Annotated in this window: 17 protein-coding genes; 6 read left to right on the top strand and 11 right to left on the bottom strand. The window is 70.1% G+C overall.

The features are described 5' to 3' along the window. Positions 1-4: 4 nt before the first annotated feature. Positions 5-1,135 carry an extracellular solute-binding protein gene (locus D1J51_RS03375; protein ID WP_119073759.1) on the bottom strand — a complete coding sequence of 377 codons (1,131 nt, stop codon included), beginning with the start codon at positions 1,133-1,135 and terminating at the stop codon, positions 5-7. 295 nt (positions 1,136-1,430) lie between these two features. Between D1J51_RS03375 and D1J51_RS03380 the strand changes: the two genes are divergently transcribed. The 4 genes from D1J51_RS03380 (at position 1,431) to D1J51_RS03395 (ending at position 6,787) form a co-directional block, all read left to right on the top strand. Then, on the top strand, positions 1,431-2,660 hold the full coding sequence (locus D1J51_RS03380; protein ID WP_119073760.1) for a flavin monoamine oxidase family protein: 1,230 nt from the start codon (positions 1,431-1,433) through the stop codon (positions 2,658-2,660). A gap of 28 nt (positions 2,661-2,688) precedes the next feature. After that, entirely contained in the window at positions 2,689-3,852 is a 1,164-nt protein-coding gene (locus tag D1J51_RS03385; protein WP_119073761.1) for a PucR family transcriptional regulator, read from the top strand. Positions 3,853-3,986: 134 nt separating this feature from the next. Continuing rightward, entirely contained in the window at positions 3,987-5,846 is a 1,860-nt protein-coding gene (locus D1J51_RS03390; protein ID WP_240422866.1) for a phospho-sugar mutase, read from the top strand. Further along, positions 5,843-6,787, top strand: coding sequence for an ADP-dependent NAD(P)H-hydrate dehydratase (locus D1J51_RS03395; RefSeq protein WP_119073763.1), 945 nt, complete (start codon positions 5,843-5,845; stop codon positions 6,785-6,787). The genes D1J51_RS03390 and D1J51_RS03395 overlap by 4 nt, the downstream gene beginning before the upstream one ends. A gap of 50 nt (positions 6,788-6,837) precedes the next feature. Here the strand turns inward: D1J51_RS03395 and D1J51_RS03400 are convergent, their stop codons facing one another. From D1J51_RS03400 to kdgD, 6 genes are all read right to left on the bottom strand, one after another. Further along, positions 6,838-7,860: a YihY/virulence factor BrkB family protein gene (locus tag D1J51_RS03400; RefSeq protein WP_371414071.1), complete on the bottom strand. Its 1,023-nt coding sequence runs from the start codon at positions 7,858-7,860 to the stop codon at positions 6,838-6,840. Further along, entirely contained in the window at positions 7,749-8,516 is a 768-nt protein-coding gene (locus D1J51_RS03405) for a succinate dehydrogenase iron-sulfur subunit (RefSeq protein WP_119073764.1), read from the bottom strand. The genes D1J51_RS03400 and D1J51_RS03405 overlap by 112 nt, the downstream gene beginning before the upstream one ends. 3 nt (positions 8,517-8,519) lie before the next feature. Beyond that, positions 8,520-10,352 (bottom strand): succinate dehydrogenase flavoprotein subunit, encoded by a 1,833-nt coding sequence (sdhA, locus tag D1J51_RS03410; protein WP_119073765.1) that lies wholly within the window; start codon positions 10,350-10,352, stop codon positions 8,520-8,522. A gap of 38 nt (positions 10,353-10,390) precedes the next feature. Next, on the bottom strand, positions 10,391-10,837 hold the full coding sequence (locus tag D1J51_RS03415) for a succinate dehydrogenase hydrophobic membrane anchor subunit (protein ID WP_119073766.1): 447 nt from the start codon (positions 10,835-10,837) through the stop codon (positions 10,391-10,393). Positions 10,838-10,855: 18 nt separating this feature from the next. Continuing rightward, the gene (sdhC, locus tag D1J51_RS03420; RefSeq protein WP_119073767.1) at positions 10,856-11,272 is read right to left on the bottom strand and encodes a succinate dehydrogenase, cytochrome b556 subunit; all 417 of its coding nucleotides are present in this window, start codon (positions 11,270-11,272) and stop codon (positions 10,856-10,858) included. A 263-nt stretch (positions 11,273-11,535) separates the two neighbouring features. After that, positions 11,536-12,465: a 5-dehydro-4-deoxyglucarate dehydratase gene (gene kdgD, locus D1J51_RS03425; protein ID WP_119073768.1), complete on the bottom strand. Its 930-nt coding sequence runs from the start codon at positions 12,463-12,465 to the stop codon at positions 11,536-11,538. 188 nt (positions 12,466-12,653) lie between these two features. Here kdgD and D1J51_RS03430 point away from each other — a divergent pair, with 188 nt between their 5' ends. Further along, entirely contained in the window at positions 12,654-13,547 is an 894-nt protein-coding gene (locus D1J51_RS03430) for a LysR family transcriptional regulator (protein ID WP_119073769.1), read from the top strand. Between the two features lie 51 nt (positions 13,548-13,598). Here the strand turns inward: D1J51_RS03430 and D1J51_RS03435 are convergent, their stop codons facing one another. The 4 genes from D1J51_RS03435 to D1J51_RS03450 are packed head-to-tail and all read right to left on the bottom strand — an operon-like array spanning position 13,599 to position 18,061. Continuing rightward, on the bottom strand, positions 13,599-15,251 hold the full coding sequence (locus D1J51_RS03435) for a M24 family metallopeptidase (protein ID WP_119073770.1): 1,653 nt from the start codon (positions 15,249-15,251) through the stop codon (positions 13,599-13,601). A 32-nt stretch (positions 15,252-15,283) separates the two neighbouring features. Beyond that, entirely contained in the window at positions 15,284-16,066 is a 783-nt protein-coding gene (locus D1J51_RS03440; RefSeq protein WP_205547676.1) for an ABC transporter ATP-binding protein, read from the bottom strand. A 26-nt stretch (positions 16,067-16,092) separates the two neighbouring features. Continuing rightward, positions 16,093-17,136: an ABC transporter substrate-binding protein gene (locus D1J51_RS03445; RefSeq protein WP_119073771.1), complete on the bottom strand. Its 1,044-nt coding sequence runs from the start codon at positions 17,134-17,136 to the stop codon at positions 16,093-16,095. Positions 17,137-17,191: 55 nt separating this feature from the next. Beyond that, complete coding sequence (locus D1J51_RS03450) at positions 17,192-18,061, bottom strand: ABC transporter permease (protein ID WP_119073772.1); 870 nt, start codon at positions 18,059-18,061, stop codon at positions 17,192-17,194. Positions 18,062-18,395: 334 nt separating this feature from the next. On the opposite strand from D1J51_RS03450, the gene D1J51_RS03455 reads away from it, so the two are divergent. After that, the gene (locus D1J51_RS03455; RefSeq protein ID WP_119073773.1) at positions 18,396-20,408 is read left to right on the top strand and encodes an aldehyde dehydrogenase family protein; all 2,013 of its coding nucleotides are present in this window, start codon (positions 18,396-18,398) and stop codon (positions 20,406-20,408) included. Positions 20,409-20,412: the final 4 nt, after the last annotated feature.

Below are 20,412 nucleotides of genomic sequence, written 5' to 3' on the forward strand. Positions count from 1 at the left end.
TCGATCAGTTGCCGGTCGCCCAGCCGGCCCAGGCGGCGGCGAGCGCGTCGTAGTTCTTGACCCAGAAATCCACGTTCGGCGCGATGCCGGTGTCGAGGTTCTCGGTGGTCATCCACTGCTTGAGCAGCTCGTCCATCTGCGGCTTCGCGTCGACGTTCACCCCGCCGTAGGAGGTGAGCTCGGTCATCTTCGCCTGCTGCTCGGCCCCGATCGAGTAGTTGACCGCGGCGAAGGCCGCCTGCTTGTCCTTGACGCCCTTCGGGATGCCGTTCGAGTCGACCATGATCATCCACTCGTTCCACATCGGGGCGACGGGCGCCCCCGCGGCGGCGGCCCCGTAGCCGCGGCCCGACCAGACGAGCCCCATCACCGCCTCGCCGGCCTCCAGCTGCTGCTGCGCCTGGGCACCGGTCGTCCAGCCGATCACGTTGTCGCCGAGATCCCGGTACATGTTGAAGGCGCCCTCGATGTCGTCGACGGTGATGCTGTTGATGTCCTTGCCCTGCGCGGTGAGCGCGAACTCCACGGTCTGCGGATCGACGTAGGTCGACTGGCTGACCGTGCGCTTGCCCGGGAACTTCTTCGTGTCGAAGAAATCGGCCGCGCTCGTGGGCGGGTTGTCGCCGAACTTGTCGGTGTTGTAGACGAGCACGAGCCCGTACAGGATCTGCGGGACCATGCAGTCGTCGGTGATGGTGCCCTTCGGGATCTTCGAGGTGTCGATCTGGGAGTAGTCGTACTTCTCGTAGAGGGTGCCGCAGCCGCGGGCCGTGTCGAACTGGGTGGTGTTGACGATGTCCCAGCTCACATTGCCGCTGTCGACCATCGCCTTGAGCTTGCCGGCGTCGAACGCGTCCTGGTTGACGGTGGCGCCCGAGGCCTTGGCGAACGGATCCCAGAGCGCCTGGGTCTGCCCGTCCTGGAAGACGCCGCCGGATCCGGCGAAGGTGAGCGTGACGCCGTCGAGCGCTCCCTCCTTGACCTCGCCCGCGACGGGGGTGCCGAGGTCGCGTTCGGGGGCCGGCTCGGCGGGCCCGCCGCCTCCGCTGCACGCCACCAGCGTGAGCGCCAGCGCCGCGGTGCCCGCGATGAACGCGATGCCGCGACGGGTCTTGGGGTTCTTCAGAGTGGACATGGTTCCTCACTTCATCGTGATTGTGGCCCCACCGCCCGGACGTCTCGTCCTCGGGATCCGGTCGCCCCCGACCCGGCAGGTGTCATCGAAGCTAGCAGCAACCGCCGACGGGGATACCGCTGCCGTTACTCCTTCGTTACCGCGGCGGACATATTTCATAGATTCGTACATCGCCCCGTCCGGCCGTAGTACGAACATAAGGATTCGGCCGCTCGTGCCGCTTTCCACCATCTCGACCGGGCCGCCAACCATACCATGGAACAGTGCAGTGCAAGCAGTTCGAGGAGGAACGCGCATGGACATCGTCGTCGTGGGTGCCGGCCTCGCGGGTCTGACCGCGGCGTGGGAGCTGGAAAAGGCGGGGCACCGGTGCACCGTGCTCGAGGCGCGGGATCGCGTGGGCGGGCGCACCTGGTCGGAACGGCTCGGCAACGGCGAGGTGACCGAGCGGGGCGGCGAGTACGTCTTCCCCACCGAGTTCGCGATCCGCAGGCTTTCGGCCGAGGTCGGCGTGCCGATCATGTCGCACAACGTGCGCTACGGGCGCCGCACCGTGAACGGGCGCGTCATCTCGTCCGACGAGCTCGACGCCACGAGCGAGCGGCTGCGCGCGACGCTCGCCCGCATGCTCGCCGACGGGGAGACCCGGGTATCGCTCGAGCGGGCCTGCGCGGAGGCGCTCGGATCCGGGTACCGCCTCGACCCCGTGTACCGGCGCATCACCACCTCGGCGGCGGCGGATCCCGAGCTCGTGAGCGCGGAGGCGGTGCTGCTGCACGAGTCGTCCACCGCGAACGGATACGTCGAGGACGGCGGACGATTCGTCGGCGGCAACCAGACGCTCTCGAACGAGCTGGCGCGCCGACTCGGAGGAGGCGTCCGGCTCGAGCATCCCGTCTCGGGCGTCGATCAGTCGGCCACCGGCGTGCAGGTGCGGCTGCGAGACGGGGGCCGCCTCGACGCGGACGCCGCCGTGCTGGCCGTGCCCCTGCCGATCCTGCGCGACCTCGAGCTGGGGTTCGCGCTGCCCGAGGCGCAGCAGCGCGCCCTCGACCACCGGTTCATGGGCGTGGCGGCGAAGCTCGGCGTGCCGCTCAGCCGGGCCGACGACGACATCGCCCTGCAGAACGCCGAGCACACCTGGTGGTCGTGGCGATCCCTCTCCGTCGACGGCGAGCACCGCATCGACGCGCTCTCGTCGTTCGCGGGCGGCCCGTTCGCGCTCGAGGCGCTCGGCGTGACGGAGGGGCCGGCGGGCTGGGTGCGCGCGCTCCGCGAGATGCGCCCCGAGCTGGAGATCGACGGAGAGGCGCTGCTCACCACCTGGGCCGACGACCCCTGGACGCGCGGCGCCTACACCGCGCCGGGGCTCGACTGGAGCGCGGAGGACGCCGAGGTCTTCGCGCGGCCGGCCGGCCGCGTCGCGCTCGCGGGAGAGCACACCGGCCTCGCGCAGTCCCTCTCGGGCGCGGTCTCCTCGGGATACCGGGCCGCCGCCGCGATCGAGGCCGGAATCCCCTCGTGACCCGGGTGGCCGAATCTATGCTGGAAGCATGACCTTCACCGTCGGGTCGTTCCTCGCACTGCCCGCAGCGCGCACGGTCTCGCTGACACCGGGAGTCGGCGAGGAACGCGCCATCACCTGGGCGCACGTGTGCGAACTGCGGGAGCCCTGGAAGTGGCTGGGGCGCGGGGCCCTGGTGATGACGACGGGAATGGGCGTGCCCGCGACCACGGACGACCAGTGCGCCTATCTGGCCGGCATGAACGCCGCCGGCATCGCGGCCGTCACCGTCGACGAGGAGATGCTCGAGACGCCGATCACCGAACCGGCGCTGGCCTACGCCGCGCACATCGGTTTCCCGGTGCTCCAGACCGCGCACGAGGTACCGTTCATCACGCTCGCGATGGCGGTCGCCGATGCGGTGCGCACGGAGCACGCCGAGCACGTGATGCAGCAGGCCGAGCAGTTGCACGGCTCGCTGCTGCTGGCCGAGCTGTGCGGCGGATCGGTCCCGTCCGAACCCGCGGCGCGGCTCGTGGCGACGTACGACATCGAGCCCCCCTTCCTGCTCGCGGTGATCGAGAACGACGACGTGCGCTCGACGCTCGACCGCGTGTACGCCGGGTTCTCCGCGCATCGCGCGACGGCGCTCGCCACCATCAAGGAGGGCCAGGTCCTGGTCCTCGCCCACGCGAGCGAGCGGGTGGATCGCGTGCTCGAGGCCCTCAGCGACGAGACCGCCCGCATCGGGGTGAGCGCCCAGTTCCACCAGCTCGAGGATCTCCCCGCGGCGCTGCGGCAGGCCCGCAGCGCCCTGATCCGCAATCACCAGTCCGGGCGGGTGCTCCGCTTCGAGGAGAGCACGACCGCCTCGCTCTTCCTCCCCCACGACACCGATCAGCTGCGCCGGATCGCGCGCCAGGTGCTCGGCCCGCTGCGCACCTACGATGAGCAGCGCGGCACCTCGCTCACGCAGACGCTCAGGGTGTTCCTCGAGGAGAATCGCAGCTGGGTCCGCGCCGCGGAGCGGCTCTACGTGCACCGTCAGACGCTCATCGCCCGCATCTCGCGCATCGAGAAGATCATCGACCGCGATCTGTCATCCATCGAGGACACCGCGGAGTGCTGGCTCGCGGTCCAGGCCGCCATCAGCTGCGGGGACCTCGAGCCCAACGATACCGGCCCGCGCCCGCCCGGGCCCCCCGGCGGTTAGGGAGAGTCCCCCGCAGCCCGGCGGCGCCCTGCGCCCGGCCCGAGGACCGCGAGGCGCGAGGCACCAGGCGCGAATGGTAGCTTGAGAGCACTCCGGCGCACGCACGCCGCGGGAAGGGAGCGACAGCGATGGGAATGCCCGGAATGGCGACGACGTCCACGGGCGGCACGGGATCGGCGTCACCGCGCGGAGAGGCGCACGAGCGGCTCGCGAGGGCGGCCTCCGAGTGGGCCGCGCAGGACATCGACCCCGAGACCCGAGCCGAAGCGCGCAGGCTCATCGCGGGGGCTCGCGACGGCCGCACCGACGCGACCGCCGAGCTCGAGGACGCCTTCGGCGGTCGTCTCTCCTTCGGCACGGCCGGACTGCGGGGCCGCCTCGGCGCCGGCCCGCGCCGCATGAACCGCGTGGTCGTCTCCCAGACCAGCACCGGGTTCGCCGCGTACCTCCTCGAGCGCGCCGCCCGCGGAGACGCCGACGAGCCCCCGTCGATCGTCATCGGCTACGACGGCCGCGTCAATTCCGAGGTCTTCGCCCGCGACACCGCCGAGGTCATGGCGGGCACCGGGGTGCGCGCGTTCCTGCTGCCCGACCCCGGGCCCACCCCGCTCACCGCGTTCGCCGTGCGCCACCTCGGCGTCTCGGCGGGCGTCATGATCACGGCGAGCCACAACCCGCCCCGCGACAACGGGTACAAGGTGTATCTGGGCGACGCCGACTCGGGCTCCCAGATCGCGCCCCCCGTCGACGGCGAGATCGCCGCCCACATCGACCGGATCGCCGCGACCCCCGTCGACGGCATCCCGCGGTCCACCGACTACACCGTACTCGGCCCCGGCGTCACGAACGCCTACGTGGCCGAGACCTCGGCGGCCGTGCTCGCCGGCCTGCCGCAGCGCCCCGACGCCCCGGGGAAGACGGTCGGCGCCGACACCGGCCTCAGGGTCGTCTACACGGCGATGCACGGGGTCGGATCTCGGATCGCCCGCCGCGTCTTCGTCTCCGCCGGCCTCCCCCGGGTCACCCCGGTGCCGCAACAGGATCACCCCGACGGCGCCTTCCCCACGGTGGCCTTCCCCAACCCGGAGGAACCGGGCGCCCTGGATCTCGCCTACCGCACCGCGCGCGGCATCGATGCCGACCTGATCGTGGCGCACGATCCCGACGCCGATCGCCTGGCCATCGCGCTGCCCCACCCCGACGAGCGGTCGGGGTACCGCCGCCTCACCGGCAACGAGCTCGGCCTGCTGCTCGGGTGGCGCGCAGCGGAGCGCGAGCGCGCCTCCGCCGCGCTCGGAGCGCGAGCCGTCGCGGGAACTCTCGCGTGCACCATCGTCTCATCCCCGGCGCTGAAAGCCGTCGCCCGGGAGTACGGCCTCGGCTATGTCGAGACGCTCTCCGGCTTCAAGTGGGTATCGCGCGTCCCCGGGCTGATCTTCGGCTTCGAAGAAGCGCTCGGATACCTCACGCACCCCCGGATCGTGCGCGACAAGGACGGCATCTCCGCGAGCGCCGATGCCATCGCGATGGTGCGCGAGCTCGCCTCGGAGGACCGCACCGTCTGGGATCTGCTCGACGAGGCGAGCGAGCGCTTCGGCCACTTCGCGAGCGCGCAGGTGACGCTGCGACTGGAGTCGATGGCCGCGGCCTCCGCGCTGTCCACGAGGGTGCGCGAGGATCCCCCGCGCGAGTTCGGCGGCGTTGCCGTGGCCTCGGCGCAGGACCTGCTGCTGCCGGGATCCTCGGAGATTCCCGCCGACGTGCTGCGCTACGACCTCGACGACGGCTCCCGCGTCATGATCCGGCCGAGCGGCACCGAGCCCAAGCTCAAGGTCTATCTCGACACCTTCAGCGACCAGGGACGGGCGAGGCGGAGGCGCAGGGCGGCTGAGCGCGCGCTCGGCGCGCTCGAGTCGGCCGTGCGCGCGTATCTGGAGGGCCTGCAGCGCGGCCGCGCCGAGGCGATGAGCGCCGGGGAGACGTCGGGATCGTGACCGAGCGGTGGAACCCGGATCGCGCCGCCGCCCGGCTGCGGCGCCCGTGCGCTGCCGACGACAAGTACCGGCGCGGTGTGCTCGGAGTGCGCACCGGCTCGGCCCGCTATCCGGGGGCGGCCGTGCTCGGCGTGTGCGCGGCCTGGCGCACCGGCGTGGGCCTGCTGCGCTACGCACCGCCGATCGAGGAGCGGGCCTCGGAGCCGGGCCTTCCCCCGCCGGCCGCGGCCGTGCTCGCGGCCCGACCCGAGACCGTGTTCGGCGAGCCCGGCGGGCGGCCGTGCGACGCCTGGCTGATCGGCTCCGGCACCGACCCGGCCGAGCGCCCCTTCGCGGAGCGCGAGGCCCTGCTGCGGCTGCTGCGCGGCCCCTCCCCCGCCGTGATCGACGCCGGCGCGTTGGACCTGGTGCGGGAGGCCCGCTCGGGCGGGGGGCCGACGGCACCCGCGATCCTCACCCCGCACGCGGGCGAATTCGAGCGTCTGTGGCGGGACGCGGATCTGGATGCTCTGCCGGGCGGCTGGGCGCCGCGCCCGCCGCGCGCCGGCTCCGAGCCGCCGCCGACGGAGGCCGGCGCGCGCCGAGACGCCGCGCTGCGCCTCGCGGAGCGCCTCGCGGCGACGGTGCTGCTCAAGGGGTCGGTGACGGTCGTCGCGACCCCGCGCGGCCGCGACTTCGCCTGGGGGCCCGCCACGCCGTGGCTCGCGAGCGCCGGCACGGGAGACGTGCTGGGCGGGATCCTCGGCGCCCTCGTCGCCGCGCGCGCCGAGGAAGTGCGGGCCGATCCCGAGCTGCTGGGACCGCTCGGCATCACAGCCGCGCTGCTGCACGACCTCGCCGCCCGCATCGCCTCGGGCGACGAGGAGGCGAACGGCGCGGGGCGCCCGATCACCGCACTCGACGTCGCGGAGGCGATCCCCGCCGCGATCTCCCGGCTCTGACCCCGGGCGGATGCGGCGGGAGTAGGCCGTGAGACGCCGGCGCGCCCCCTTCAGGCGGCCGCCGCTCGCTCGGGCAGCCCCAGCACCCGATTCTCGCCCGTCACGATCCAGCACGAGGTCAGCAGCAGCGTTCGGCAGAGCAGGTTGAACCACAGCAGCAGACCGACGAGCACGGCGAACGAGGCGAGCAGCGGGTTGCTCGAGACGCCGCCCAGCAGCGCGCCGCCGAGGACCTTCAGACCCAGCAGAGCCAGCCCGCCGAGGGCGCATCCTCCGAGCAGCCGCCATCGCGGCACTCGCACCTCGGCGAGGAAGCGATGCATCGCCAGGAGGATGAGCAGGTCGAACACGAACATGGCGCCGTAGCGCAACAGCACGCCCACGCCGCCGAAGAACCAGTTCTCGGGATCCACGCCGACCCACGCGAGCACCGTGCCCGTGAGGTTCGAGCTCAGCACCGTCAGCGCCGCCGACACGATGATCGCCGCGAAGAAGCAGGCCGCCAGCGCCAGGTCCCTCAGCTTCAGCAGCGCGGGGTTGCGGTACTGCTTCACCTCCAGACCGAAGATGATGCGGATCGACCGCCGCGTGCCGGTGAACCAGTTGAGCGCCACCCACAGCAGCGAGAGGCCCGCCGCGAGGCTCGTCCAATCGAGCGAGCGCGCCCGCAGCAGCGTGGTCAGCTGCACGGCCGCGGCGTCGTCGCCCCCGTCGCCCAGCAGGCCGGGCACGAAGGTGTTGATCTGGGTGACGAGGGACTCGAGCAGCTCGGGCCGGCCCCGGAGGACGATGCCGAAGATTCCGAACCCCAGCCAGAGGCCGGCGAAGACCGCGAACAGCGCCTGGTAACTCATGCCCCCTGAGAGGACGCTGCCGCCGACGTCCGTGAAGTGGGAGAACGTCCGCACGGGCCGGGTGCGCTGTGCCCGTTGCCACAGCGCACCCGCCCGCGCGATCACGGTCAGGAGGTCTTGCCGGTGCGGATCGCGGCCTTCACCTCGGCGATCGCCTTCGTCACCTGGATGCCGCGCGGGCAGGCGTCCGTGCAGTTGAAGGTGGTGCGGCAGCGCCACACGCCCTCGGTGTCGTTGAGGATGTCGAGGCGCACCTGCGCGTTCTCGTCGCGCGAGTCGAAGATGAAGCGGTGCGCGTTCACGATCGCGGCCGGGCCGAAGTACTGGCCGTCGGTCCAGAAGACCGGGCACGAGGTGGTGCACGCCGCGCAGAGGATGCACTTGGTCGTGTCGTCGAAGCGCTCCCGGTCTTCGATCGACTGCACGCGCTCCTTGCCGGACTCGGGGGCCGTGTTCGACACGAGGAACGGCTGCACCTCGCGGTACGCCGCGAAGAACGGCTCCATGTCGACGATCAGGTCCTTCTCGAGGGGCAGGCCCTTGATCGCCTCGACGTAGATGGGCTTCGAGATGTCGAGATCCTTGATCAGCGTCTTGCAGGCCAGGCGGTTGCGCCCGTTGATGCGCATGGCGTCTGACCCGCAGATGCCGTGCGCGCAGGAGCGGCGGAAAGCGAGCGAGCCGTCCTGATCCCACTTGATGCGGTGCAGCGCATCGAGGATGCGATCGGTCGGGTACATCTCGACGTCGAAGTCCTCCCAGTACGCGTCGCGGCCCGACTCGGGGTTGTAGCGGCGCACCAGCAGGGTGACGGTGAAGGGCTTCGGGGCCTCGGGGGCGTCGGGGGTCGTCGCCTCAGCGGTTGCGGTGCTCATCGCCTAGTACTTCCTCTCCAGCGGCGGGTATCTCAACTCGCCCTGCTCGTTCCTCGTCACCACGACGGGCTTCCAGTCGAGCCGGATGTGATCCTCCGGGTTCGGCGAGTGCGGGTCGCCCGAGAGGTAGGCCATCGTGTGCTGCATGTAGTTCTCGTCGTCGCGCTTCGGGTAGTCGTCGCGCATGTGCCCGCCGCGGCTCTCCTTGCGATTGCGGGCCGTGTAGGTGAGCACCTCGGCGAGATCGAGCAGGAAGCCGAGCTCGATGGCCTCGAGCAGGTCGGTGTTGTAGCGCTTGCCGCGATCCTGCACGCCCACGTTCATGTAGCGCACGCGCAGATCGTGGATGACGCCGAGCACCTCCGTGAGCGACTCCTCGGTGCGGAACACCTGGGCCCCGCGGTCCATCGCCTCCTGCAGCTCGCGGCGCAGGTCCGCGATGCGCTCGGTGCCGGATCCGGTGCGGAAGCCCTCGACGAGCTCGCGCACCTCCCTCGCCGGGTCGTCGGGCAGCGGCACGAACTCGGCGGTCTTCGCGTAGTCTGCCGCGTTGTTGCCGCTGCGCTTGCCGAACACGTTGATGTCGAGCAGAGAGTTGGTGCCGAGGCGGTTGGAGCCGTGCACCGACACGCAGGCGCACTCTCCCGCGGCGTAGAGGCCGGGGACGACCGTGGTGTTGTCGCTCAGCACCTCGGCGTCGTTGTTCGTGGGGATGCCGCCCATGGCGTAGTGGGCCGTGGGGAACACGGGCACCGGCTCGGTCACCGGATCGACGCCCAGGTAGGTGCGCGCGAACTCCGTGATGTCGGGCAGCTTGGTCTCGAGCACCTCGGCGCCCAGGTGGGTGCAGTCAAGGTAGACGTAGTCCTTGTGCGGGCCGGCGCCGCGGCCGTCGAGCACCTCCTGCACCATCGAGCGGGCCACGATGTCACGGGGCGCCAGATCCTTGATGGTGGGGGCGTAGCGCTCCATGAAGCGCTCGCCCGACGCGTTGCGCAGGATCGCGCCCTCGCCGCGGGCGCCCTCGGTGAGCAGGATCCCGAGGCCGGCGAGGCCCGTCGGGTGGAACTGGTAGAACTCCATGTCCTCGAGCGGCAGGCCCTTGCGCCAGATGATGCCGACGCCGTCGCCCGTGAGCGTGTGCGCGTTCGAGGTGGTCTTGAAGATCTTGCCGAACCCGCCCGTGGCGAAGACGATCGACTTCGCCTGGAAGACGTGCAGCTCGCCCGTGGCGAGCTCGTACGCGACGACGCCCGAGGGGCGCTTCCGGCCGTCGACCTCGGTCATCACGAGGTCGAGCGCGTAGTACTCGTTGTAGAAGTTGACGCCCAGCTTGACGCAGTTCTGGAACAGCGTCTGCAGGATCATGTGCCCGGTGCGGTCGGCCGCGTAGCAGGCCCGGCGCACCGCGGCCTTGCCGTGATCGCGGGTGTGCCCGCCGAAGCGGCGCTGGTCGATCCTGCCCTCGGGCGTGCGGTTGAACGGCAGGCCCATGTTCTCGAGATCGATGACCGCGTCGATGGCCTCCTTGGCGAGGATCTCCGCCGCGTCCTGATCGACGAGGTAGTCGCCGCCCTTCACCGTGTCGAAGGTGTGCCACTCCCAGTTGTCCTCCTCGACATTCGCGAGCGCCGCGGCCATGCCGCCCTGCGCCGCGCCGGTGTGCGAGCGGGTGGGGTAGAGCTTGGTGATGACCGCCGTCTTGGCCTTCGGGGCCGCCTCGATCGCGGCGCGCATGCCTGCGCCGCCAGCACCGACGATCACGACGTCGAACTGATGGTAGATGACACCGTCCTTGACGGTCACTTCCTCGCCCTGATGGGTGTCTGTGGTCACAAGAGTCCTATTCTTCGATCCGGAAAATCTGTGATGCGCTACGACGCGTTGCAGAAGGAGGCGACGAGCGAGGGATCGGCGCCGGCGGGGCACGGATCGAGGGTGTAGATCACGAAGGTGCCGAGCAGGATCAGCAGCGCCGCCGAGAGGAACAGCAGCACCTTGAAGGTCTTCGCGAGGCCGGGCCGCTCCACGTAGTCGTTGACGATCGTGCGCATGCCGTTGGAGCCGTGGATGAGCGCGAGCCACAGCAGCAGGGTGTCCCAGACCTGCCAGAACGGGCTCGCGAGCTTGCCCGCCACGAATCCGAAGTTGATGGCCTTCACGCCGCCCTCGGCGATCAGGAGGTTGGAGGCGAGGTGGCCGAACACGAGCACCAGGAGCAGCACGCCCGAGACGCGCATGTAGATCCAGCCCCACTTCTCCCAGTTGGTGCGCCTCTTCGAGGGCGCCTGGGAACGCGGGGATTCAATCGTCATCGTCATGTCTGGTCTCTCCCTCGCCTACTCCGAGAACACGTTCATCAGGTGACGCGGCAGGAAGCCGGCCATGGTGATGACCCAGCCCGCGATAACGATCCAGAACATCACGCGCTGGTACTGCGCGCCCTTGCGCCAGTAGTCGACGAGGATGATGCGGATGCCGTTGTAGGCGTGGAACACGATGGCGCCGACCAGCGCGGCCTCTCCCAATCCCATGATGGGCGTCTTGTACGTCGACATGACGGCGTTGTAGGCCTCCGGGCTCACCCGGACGAGGGCCGTGTCGAGCACGTGCACCAGGAGGAAGAAGAAGATGGCGACGCCGGTGATGCGGTGCAGCACCCACGACCACATGCCCTCGTTGCCGCGATAGAGCGTACCGCCCGGGCGGCTTTTCCGCTTGGCCGCCGGTGCGACCTCTGCCGTGTGGGCTGACACGAGTTTCCTCCTTGGTCCTGCTTCGACGAGCGCTGCTCGACGGCTGACAACACGGTCTCTTCTCTTCGCGTGACGCCCTCCGTCACCGAGCGTTGCTGAGAATCCGCCGCATCCATTATGGCATCTTTCCCCGGGCCTCCCGGCACACGGACGCCCCGCCCTGCGGAACAGTTCATCAGATGTTTCGGCCGCCCGATCCCCATCCGCACGAGCGCCGAGGGGGTCGGGCGCACGATGACGCCCGACCCCCTCGTCACCACGAATCAGGCGACCACGGGCATCGCGGCTCGCTCGACGACTCGGGCGAGATCCTCGCGATCCGCCGCGGTCAGTTCCTGCAGGGGCGGCCGCACCGGCCCCCCGAAGCGCCCGACCGCGTCAAGGCCGGCCTTGACGATCGAGACCGCGTACCCCGGAACGCGGTTGCGCACCTCGAGGTAAGGCTGCACGAACTCGCGGAGGGCCGTGAACACCGCTCCGTGATCGCGACGACGCACCGCGTTGTAGAAGTCGATCGCGAAGTCCGGGACGAAGTTGAACATCGCGGAGGAGTAGGTCGTCACCCCGAGCTCGAGATACGGCAGCGCGAACGTCTCGGCGGTCGGGAGCCCCCCGACGTAGGTCAGGCGATCGCCCAGTGCCGAGTAGATCTGGGTCATCTGCTCGATCGACCCGACGCCGTCTTTGAAGCCGATGAAGTTGGGGCAGCGATCCGCGAGTCGCTGGAGCGTGACCGCGGAGTACTGCGCATTCGCGCGGTGGTAGGCGATGACGCCCAGTCCCGTGGCATTGCACACGGCCTCGACGTAGGCCGCCAGGCCCTCCTGGCCGGCCTCCGTCAGATACGGAGGGAAGAGCAGGACGCCGTCTCCGCCCGCCGCCTCGACGGCGCGGGCCTGCGCGATGGCCGCGCGCATCGATCCTCCGGCCGGCCCGAGCACGGCCGCGCGGCCGGCCACCTGATGCACCGCCGCGCCGACCGCGCGCTCGATCTCCTCGAGCGTGAGCGAGAAGTACTCGCCGGTGCCCCCCGCCGCGAAGAGCCCCGCGACGGGATAGCCGCTCAGCCATTCGACGTGCTCGCGGTACCGATCCTCGTCGAAACGCAGCTGATCGTCGAAGTGGGTGACCGGAAAGGAGAGCAGCCCGGAGCCGATCCGGTTCGCGAGTTCGGCTGGTTCTATCGTGGGCAAGGGTTCATCCTCCACTGATTCTTAGCAAGCGCACCGCTTCTCGGGTGCGATCGGAGCCGGTAGTCCGATGCCCCAACGCTAGGCTCGACCTCCCATACCTGTCCAACATTCAATATAGATTGGAACATACCCATAAGGCATCACTAGCCTCGTACCGAGATGCCATGTTCCCGGACACAGGAGACCGCATGACCTACACCCTGGATCAAGTCCGCTCGCTCGTCGCCGTCGCCGAGGAGCTCCACTTCGGACGAGCGGCCGAGCGGCTGCAGATGACCCAGCCGCCGCTCAGCAGGCAGATCCAGCGCCTGGAGGCGGCCGTCGGGGTGCAGCTGCTCCGCCGGAGCAACCGCCGGGTCGAGCTCACCGACGCGGGTCGCGCGTTTCTCGGAGAGGCGCGGCGCCTGCTGTCCATCGCGGACGGAGCGCCGCAGGTCGCCCGGACCGTTGCCGCCGGGCTCTCCGGCATCGTCCGCATCGGCTTCACCGCATCGAGCGCGTTCAGGCTGCTCGGGCCGATACTCGCGCGCGTCTCCGAGGCGCTCCCCGACGTGACCATCGAACTCCGCGAGATGGTCACGAAGCACCAGCTGGAGGCGCTGACGAAGAGCACGATCGACGTGGCGATCGGACGGCCGCCGTTCGACCCGGCGCAATTCGGCTCTCGACGCATCCACAGCGAGAGGCTGCTCGTAGCACTGCCGGAGGGGCACCTGCTCTCGCGGCGCACGAGCCCCATCAACGTCGAAGACCTCGCGAACGAGGACATCATCATGCACTCGCCCGTCGAGGCCCGCTACTTCTACGACATCGCCACGCGCATGATGCCGATCTCGCGCTGGCGCCACCGCTTCACGGTGAGCCAGGTGCCGACGATGGTGGCCCTCGTGGCAGCAGGGTCCGGGGTGGCCCTGGTACCCGAGTCGGCGGCCGCCTTCGGCCTCGCGGGCGTGACCTACGCGCCGTTGGCGACCACCGAACCGCGTCCCGTGGAGCTCCACGCCGTCTGGCGCGGGGATGACACCCGCCCGCTCACCCGTCGCATGGTGCACGAGTTCAGCCAGGCGGCGGACGGCCTCTGACCCTTGCGCGGGCCGCAGCGGGCCCGCGCAAGGGCGACCGGGGTCGGGGCCCTACTGCTCGCGCAGCGTGAGGTTGTAGGTGCGATCGGCGCCGATGTACCAGAGGTCCTCGGTGCCGATCGCGTGGCGGTCGTAGCGCCACGGGATCTCGGCGGCGCCGTACGAGCCCTCGCGCAGCACGAAGCGGTATCCGGGGCGCAGCTCGTTCGCGAACGACTCCTGCTTGCCCATGAGGTGCCCCACGTTGCGCTTGCTGTACTCGACGTCGAAGTCGACCTCGTCGCCGAGCAGCCCGATCTCCCGCATCCGCGGGCGCACGGTCGCGAGATGCTCGAGCGTCTTCGCGTGCACGTCCTCGCAGACGACGCCGGGGCGCAGCTGCGGGATGATCGCCTCGCGCACGGCCGTCATCAGGATGCCGTAGGCCTCGCGCCCCTCTGGGGTGCGCAGCACGGAGCGCGCCATGTCGGAGGTCGCGACGACGACGCCGTCCACGACCACCTTGACGCCCGCGTCGAGCTGCACGCAGGTGGTCGACGCGTCGATGGGGAAATCGGTCGGCGGGCCGGGGAACAGCATGCGTTGCGAGGAGTGCAGGTTGGTGAAGTACGGCTCGATGCCGAACGGAATGCCCGCGTCGTGGCGGAAGCGGTCGAGAAACTCGAGGTACCGCTCGTAGAGCGCGTTCTCCGTGAACGCGTCACCGGCGTCGAGGCGCTCGTGCGCCCACGCGACCGCCTGCTCGATCGCGGTGGTCGACGCGCGGGCCGCGATCAGCTGGAACGGCAGGTCCTCACGGTCGCGCTCGTCGCGCCACGAGCCGAGGGCGCGCGACGCCGACACGAGCATCGCACCGGCGTCGGTCAGGCGGATGCCGAGCGCGCTCTGCTCCCACTGCTCCTCGAAGGCGATGCGCGGACCGCCTGCGAGCGCGGTGATCGCCTGCGCCGCGGAGCCGTATGCGCCCCTCGGAGCCCCCGCGATCCCGCGCAGTCGCCGCTCCGCGATGACGTAGAGCGAGCCGCCCGCCCACAGCGCAAGGGCGCCCGGCTGCCAGACGGTCCCGGTGGCCTCGGAGTAGTTGGGCGCCGACGAGAACAGGATCGCGTCGGCTCCGAGCCCCTCCGCGAGTTCCGGCAGCGCCGAGAAGCGGGTGTCGGCCTCGACGGCGAGCTCGCGCTCGAGGCCGGCGAGATGGTCGACCTCCGCGATGAGCCGCTCGGCGACCGGCACGGCGGCGGCGCGCCACCCGGCGAAGCGGGAGAGCACCGAGGCCTGATCGACCTCGAAGACGTGCACCGGGCGCTCCTCGGCGAGCTCGACGCGGACGTCGACCTCGCCCGTGAGCTTCAGGTAGTGCGCGTAGGGCGCGCGCGGGTCGAGGTCGACCGGGCGCTCGCCGACGAGCTCCTTCACGAGCGCCGGCAGGTTCGCGGCGGCCGGATAGTCGGCGACCGGGCGCGGATCGATGGTCACCCACGGCTCGTAGAAGCGGATCTTCGCCGGGTCGACGCCGCCGCCCGTGATGATGTTGCCCTGCTCCTGCTGACGGGCGAGCAGGATCTCCTCGCCCTCGTCCTCGAAGACGAGCGGCGTCACGAACGGAAACGAGTCGAGTCGGATCGCCGAGAACAGCAGTCGCTCGTTCGGCACGAAGCCGTAGCGCTCGGCAACGATGCGGGGGTCGCAGATGATCTTGGCCATGGTGTGTGCCTTCCTTATCTTCCTGTACTCGTTCAGCTGATGCCTGCCTCGACGCCGAGCAGGCCCTCGACCTGCGCGACCAGCTCGGCGAACTCGTCGGCGTAGCGGGTGTCCTTCGACCGGGGCCGCGGGAGGCCGACCGCGATGTCGGCGATGATGCGACCGGGGCGGTCGCCGACGACGAGCACGCGATCCGCCAGCCACACGGCCTCGGGAATACTGTGCGTGACGAACAGCACGCTTCGCCTGGTCTCCTGCCAGATGCGCTGCAGCTCGAAGTTCATCGAATCGCGCGTCATCGCGTCGAGGGCGCCGAAGGGCTCGTCCATGAGCAGGATCTCCGGGTGCGAAACGAGCGCGCGGCAGATGGAGACGCGCTGCTGCATGCCGCCGCTGAGCTCGTACGAGTAGTTCTTGGCCTTGTCGCCCAGGCCGACGAGCTCGAGCAGTTCGCGCGCGTGCGCCTTCGCCTCCCTCGTCGAGCGCTTGCGGAACTCCATCGGCAGCAGCACGTTTGCGAGGTTGTTGCGCCACGGCAGCAGCACCGGGCTCTGGAACACCATCGCGATGTCGCGCAGCGCCTCCTTCACCCCTCGGCCGCGCACGAGCACCTCGCCCTCGGTGTTCTCGAGCAGGCCCGAGATGATCTTGAGGAGGGTGGTCTTGCCGCCGCCCGACTGGCCGACGATGGAGACGAACTCGCCGGGCGCGATGTCGAAGTCGCAGCCGCGCAGCACGGTGTTGGTCGCGCCGTCGCGAGCGGTGTAGGTCATGCCCACGTCGCGGACGCTGATGACCGGTTCGGGGATCGTCATGATCGGTGTCCTTCCTGCCGCACCGCTCACGCGGACGGCTTCTCGATCGTGTCGTCGGGGCCGAGGGGCTCGAGGAACTCGTTCGTGTAGATGTCGGCGGGCGAGATCTGGTCGGGGTTCTCGAGGCCGAGGTATTGGGCTGCGAGATCGATCTGCTTCTGCACGCCCGCGTCGCTCATCGTGCCGAAGCCGGCCGCGGTGTTCTCGTCGTCCCACATGAGGTCGCACTGGCCCTGCACGGCGTCCGCGACCGCATTGGGCTTGAAGCCCGGCACCTGCTGGTCGAAGATCCGCGCCGTCTCCTTCTGGTTCTGGCAGGCCCACGCGAAGCCCCGCTGCATCGCGGTGCTGAAGCGCTTGACGAGATCCGGATTCTGCTTGATGGTCTTCTCCGACGTGATGACGCCGTTGCCGTAGTACTGCAGGCCGAGGTCGGCCCAGTTCAAGATGACCGGGTCGTAGCCTTCGGCGATGAGGGTCGGGCCGTCGGAGACGGAGAGTGCGAGGTTCGCGTCCCACTGCTTCGCGATGAGGCCGGGAATCTTCGCCTCGCCGGCGGCCGAGACGATGTTGACATCGCCCTCCTGCCACCCGAGCTTGTCGAGCACCGCCGGCCACATCGCCACCATGGCGCCGTTGCCCTCCGTCGCGACGGTCTTGCCCTTGAGGTCTTCCCAGCCGGTGATGCCGGATCCTGGCAGGGCGAGGGCGGCGTAGGCCGACTTGCCCTGCACGAGGTTGATCTGGCGGATCGACGCCCCCTGCGCGCGATTGAGGATCGACACGTTGTAGTCGGCCCAGCCGAACTCGACGCGGCCGGTGTCGACCGACGCGACGGTGTTGGCTGATCCCGAACCCGGCATGATCTTGACATCGATGCCCTGGTCTGCGAAGAACCCTGCCTGAACCGCGGCGTAGAACGGGGCGTGCTTCGGCAGGACGGAGACGTCGAGCATGAAGCTGACCCGGTCGGTGCCGCCGTCGGCGGTGGCGCCCGAACCGGAGCAGCCGGTGGCGAGGAGCGCGGTGGCGGCGATCATTGCCGCGACCACTGTTTTCTTTGCGCGCATGGGCGTGCTTCCTTTCTGAAACGGAGATGCTGTGAATCGAAGAGGATCGCGAGGACTACTTGACGTGGTTGCGCCAGGGCAGCAGTCGCTGTGCGATCACCGTGATGAGGGAGAAGAGCAGGAGGGAGATGGCCGCGAGCACCATGAAGGCGGCGAACATCGTGGCGAGGTCGCTCTGGGCGTTCGCGCGCAGGATCACCTGGCCGAGTCCCTCGGTGCCGGCGATGAACTCGCCGACCACCGCACCGCCGACGGCGAGCGAGATGGAGATCTTGGCTCCGGAGAAGATCGAGGGCAGCGCGTACCAGAACTCGATCTTGCGCATGCGCATCCAGGCGCTCGCGTTGTTGATGCGGGCGAGTTCTCTGAGTTCGTTCGGCACCGCCGAGAGGCCGTCGAACGTGTTGATCACGAGCGGGAAGAACGCGATCGCCATGGCGACGAACGCCTTGGACTCGAAGCCGAATCCGAACCACACGATGAACAGGGGCGCCAGCGCGACCTTCGGGATCGTGTCGACCGCGATCAGCGCGGGGTAGAGGAAGTGGCGCACCGGCGGGATGTAGAAGAGCGTCGCGCCGCACAGCACGCCGAGGCCTGTGCCGAGCCCGAAGCCCGCGAGTGCCTCGGTGATGGTCACCCACGCATTGAGCGCGAAGTAGTCGGGCTGCGCGACGAGCTTCTCGAAGGCGGCGATGGGCCCGACGAGCAGATACGCCGGGATCTGGAAGACGCGGACGATGATCTCCCAGACGGCGAGGATGCCGAGCATGCCGACGACGGCCTTGACGCCCTTGTCGACCGCGCCGGGCAGCGCCCTCCGCTTGCGGGCTGGGGCGATGGCGATGGCCTCGGTGAGACTCGATGGAGCGGCGATGCTCTGCGGGTTACTGACCGCGGCGGGCTTCGAAGTATCGATGTTCATGACCTTCCCAAGTTCGAAGTGTGGTGACGTGCGCAGGTGCAGGTCGGGTTGGACGCGCATCCACTCTCGACGAGCCCTCGACGATGAGGCGGACGAAGCATGATCCTCAGTATTGGAGCCATCGAAGATACCTGTCTAACACTCTTTCGGCATTCATTGAGTCCGTGGCGGCATTACCCAGGCGACTATTCGGTTGCGCACCCGATGATACCGAAAGCGCATTACTCAAAACCAAAACAATACTGGACGAGTGCGGTACCAGTCGTTTCACTGGGCGAGAACGGACACCGCCACGCGGGTGCTCTCACGCGCCCGCCGACGAAAGGACTCTCCGATGAGCGCCGCCTCCCCGTACGACCGACTCGCCGAGCTCGGGATCGCCCTCCCCGAGCTGGAGGGCGGGCAGTACTCGTACACGCCGTTCGTCTCGCACAACGGCACGGGATTCGTCTCCGGACAGATTCCGAAGCACGACGGCGGGGTGGCTTTCACGGGCGCCGTCTCCGACGCTTCCGGCGTCGGACGCGCTCAGGAGGCCGCCGAACTCAGCGCGCTCAACGCCCTCGCGCAGATCGAGCAGGCGGTCGGACTCGACCGGGTCGCGCAGATCGTGAAGCTCACGGTCTACGTCGCCAGCGGCCCGGAGTTCGACGATCAACCGGCCGTCGCCGAGGGCGCGTCGAAGCTGCTCGGAGCGGTGCTCGGCGACGCGGGCCGGCACGCTCGCACCGCCATCGGGGTCCCCCGCCTGCCGAAGAACGCGACCGTCGAGCTCGACCTCGTGGTCGGGCTCCGCGAGGATCGCGAGGCACCGGCCGACGCTGCGCCGACCGCCTCCGCCGCGCTCGAGCGAGTCCTCGCGCGGGCCGCTGACGCGGCTCCCGCGCTCGCCGCTCTACCTCGTCGTCGTCGCGCGGAGCTGCTCGTCGCCCTCGCCGATGCGCTTGAGGCGGAGCGCGCCGCGCTCGTCGCGATCGCCGAGCGCGAGACCGGCCTCGCCGAGGCCAGACTCGCCGGCGAGGTGACGCGCACGGCGGTGCAACTGCGCCTGTTCGCGGAGACCGTCGCCGCCGGCGCCCACCTCGACGTGCGCATCGACGAGGCCGACCCGCACTTCGCCCTCGGGGTGCGCCCCGAGCTGCGCCGAACGCAGATTCCGGTCGGCCCCGTGCTCAACTTCTCCGCGTCCAACTTCCCGTTCGCGTTCTCCGTGCTCGGCGGCGACTCGGCATCGATCCTCGCGGCCGGCTGCCCGCTCATCGTCAAGGCGCACTCGGGCCACCCCGAACTCTCCGACGCGACGGCCGCCCTCGCGCGGCGCGTCGTCGCCGAGGCCGGGCTGCCCGAGGGTACCGTCCAGGTGATCCACGGCCAGGAGTCGGGAGTCGCGGCGCTGCGCGACCCCCGCGTGCGCGCGGGATCCTTCACCGGCTCGACGCACGGCGGCCGCATCCTCGCCGACATCGCCGCATCGCGGCCCGCGCCGATCCCGTTCTACGGAGAGCTCGGCAGCATCAACCCGGTGTTCATCACGCGCACGGCCCTCGACGAGCGCGCCGCCGCTCTCGCGAGCGAGTATCTGGCGAGCGTCGGCGGCTCGGCCGGTCAGCTGTGCACGAAGCCGGGGCTGGTCTTCGCGCCGACCGGCGGCGGCTTCGGCGAGGCGGTCGCGGTGCTCGCATCGGGCGCCGCCCCCTCCGAGCACCGCTTGCTCGGCCCCCGCATCGCCGCCGCCTACGCCTCCGGTCTGGACGCGGTACTCGCGCTCGACGGAGTGGAGCTGCTCGTGCCGGGTGCGATCCGCGTCGACGGAGATGAGCAGGGGTGGGTCACTCCGACCGTCGCGCGGGTCTCGCTCGAGACGCTTCGCGCGCACCGCGAGCTGCTCGCCGAGGAGCTCTTCGGGCCGTTCTCCGTGGTCATCGAGGTTCCCGAGGGCACCGAGCTCGCGCCGCTCGTCGATGAGTTCATCGAGGGCAGTCTGACCGGCACGGTGCACCTCGGCCGTCGAGAGGCCGAGGACGGTTGGCCCGCGCAGGGGCTCGCCGCCCTCGTGCAGGCCCTGGCTCGGCGGGCGGGGCGCGTGCTCTTCAACGACTGGCCGACCGGTGTCGCCGTGACCCCTGCTCAGCAGCACGGAGGCCCGTGGCCCGCGACGACGAACGACTCCAGCACATCGGTGGGGACCGCCGCGGTGAGCCGGTTCCTGCGCCCCGTCGCCTTTCAGAACGCCCCGGAACGATTCCTGCCGGAGGAGCTGCGCGATGACGCCCCGCCCAGGCTTCAGCGGCGCGGAAGCGCCGCGGGCGACTCCCTGTCGTGGGGAAAGCTCGCCCTGCCGGGATAGTTCG

Origin of the sequence: Leucobacter sp. wl10 (assembly GCF_003569785.1) — a bacterium.
In the GTDB taxonomy this organism is placed as follows: Bacteria; Actinomycetota; Actinomycetes; order Actinomycetales; family Microbacteriaceae; genus Leucobacter.

What these genes read in the sequence shown, in the direction of transcription:
- D1J51_RS03375 (WP_119073759.1), bottom strand. Translation starts at nt 1,135, where the DNA reads ATGTCCACTCTGAAGAACCCCAAGACCCGTCGCGGCATCGCGTTCATC.
- D1J51_RS03380 (WP_119073760.1), top strand. Translation starts at nt 1,431, where the DNA reads ATGGACATCGTCGTCGTGGGTGCCGGCCTCGCGGGTCTGACCGCGGCG.
- D1J51_RS03385 (WP_119073761.1), top strand. Translation starts at nt 2,689, where the DNA reads ATGACCTTCACCGTCGGGTCGTTCCTCGCACTGCCCGCAGCGCGCACG.
- D1J51_RS03390 (WP_240422866.1), top strand. Translation starts at nt 3,987, where the DNA reads ATGCCCGGAATGGCGACGACGTCCACGGGCGGCACGGGATCGGCGTCA.
- D1J51_RS03405 (WP_119073764.1), bottom strand. Translation starts at nt 8,516, where the DNA reads ATGAGCACCGCAACCGCTGAGGCGACGACCCCCGACGCCCCCGAGGCC.
- D1J51_RS03415 (WP_119073766.1), bottom strand. Translation starts at nt 10,837, where the DNA reads ATGACGATGACGATTGAATCCCCGCGTTCCCAGGCGCCCTCGAAGAGG.
- D1J51_RS03430 (WP_119073769.1), top strand. Translation starts at nt 12,654, where the DNA reads ATGACCTACACCCTGGATCAAGTCCGCTCGCTCGTCGCCGTCGCCGAG.
- D1J51_RS03435 (WP_119073770.1), bottom strand. Translation starts at nt 15,251, where the DNA reads ATGGCCAAGATCATCTGCGACCCCCGCATCGTTGCCGAGCGCTACGGC.
- D1J51_RS03440 (WP_205547676.1), bottom strand. Translation starts at nt 16,066, where the DNA reads ATGACGATCCCCGAACCGGTCATCAGCGTCCGCGACGTGGGCATGACC.
- D1J51_RS03445 (WP_119073771.1), bottom strand. Translation starts at nt 17,136, where the DNA reads ATGCGCGCAAAGAAAACAGTGGTCGCGGCAATGATCGCCGCCACCGCG.
- D1J51_RS03450 (WP_119073772.1), bottom strand. Translation starts at nt 18,061, where the DNA reads ATGAACATCGATACTTCGAAGCCCGCCGCGGTCAGTAACCCGCAGAGC.
- D1J51_RS03455 (WP_119073773.1), top strand. Translation starts at nt 18,396, where the DNA reads ATGAGCGCCGCCTCCCCGTACGACCGACTCGCCGAGCTCGGGATCGCC.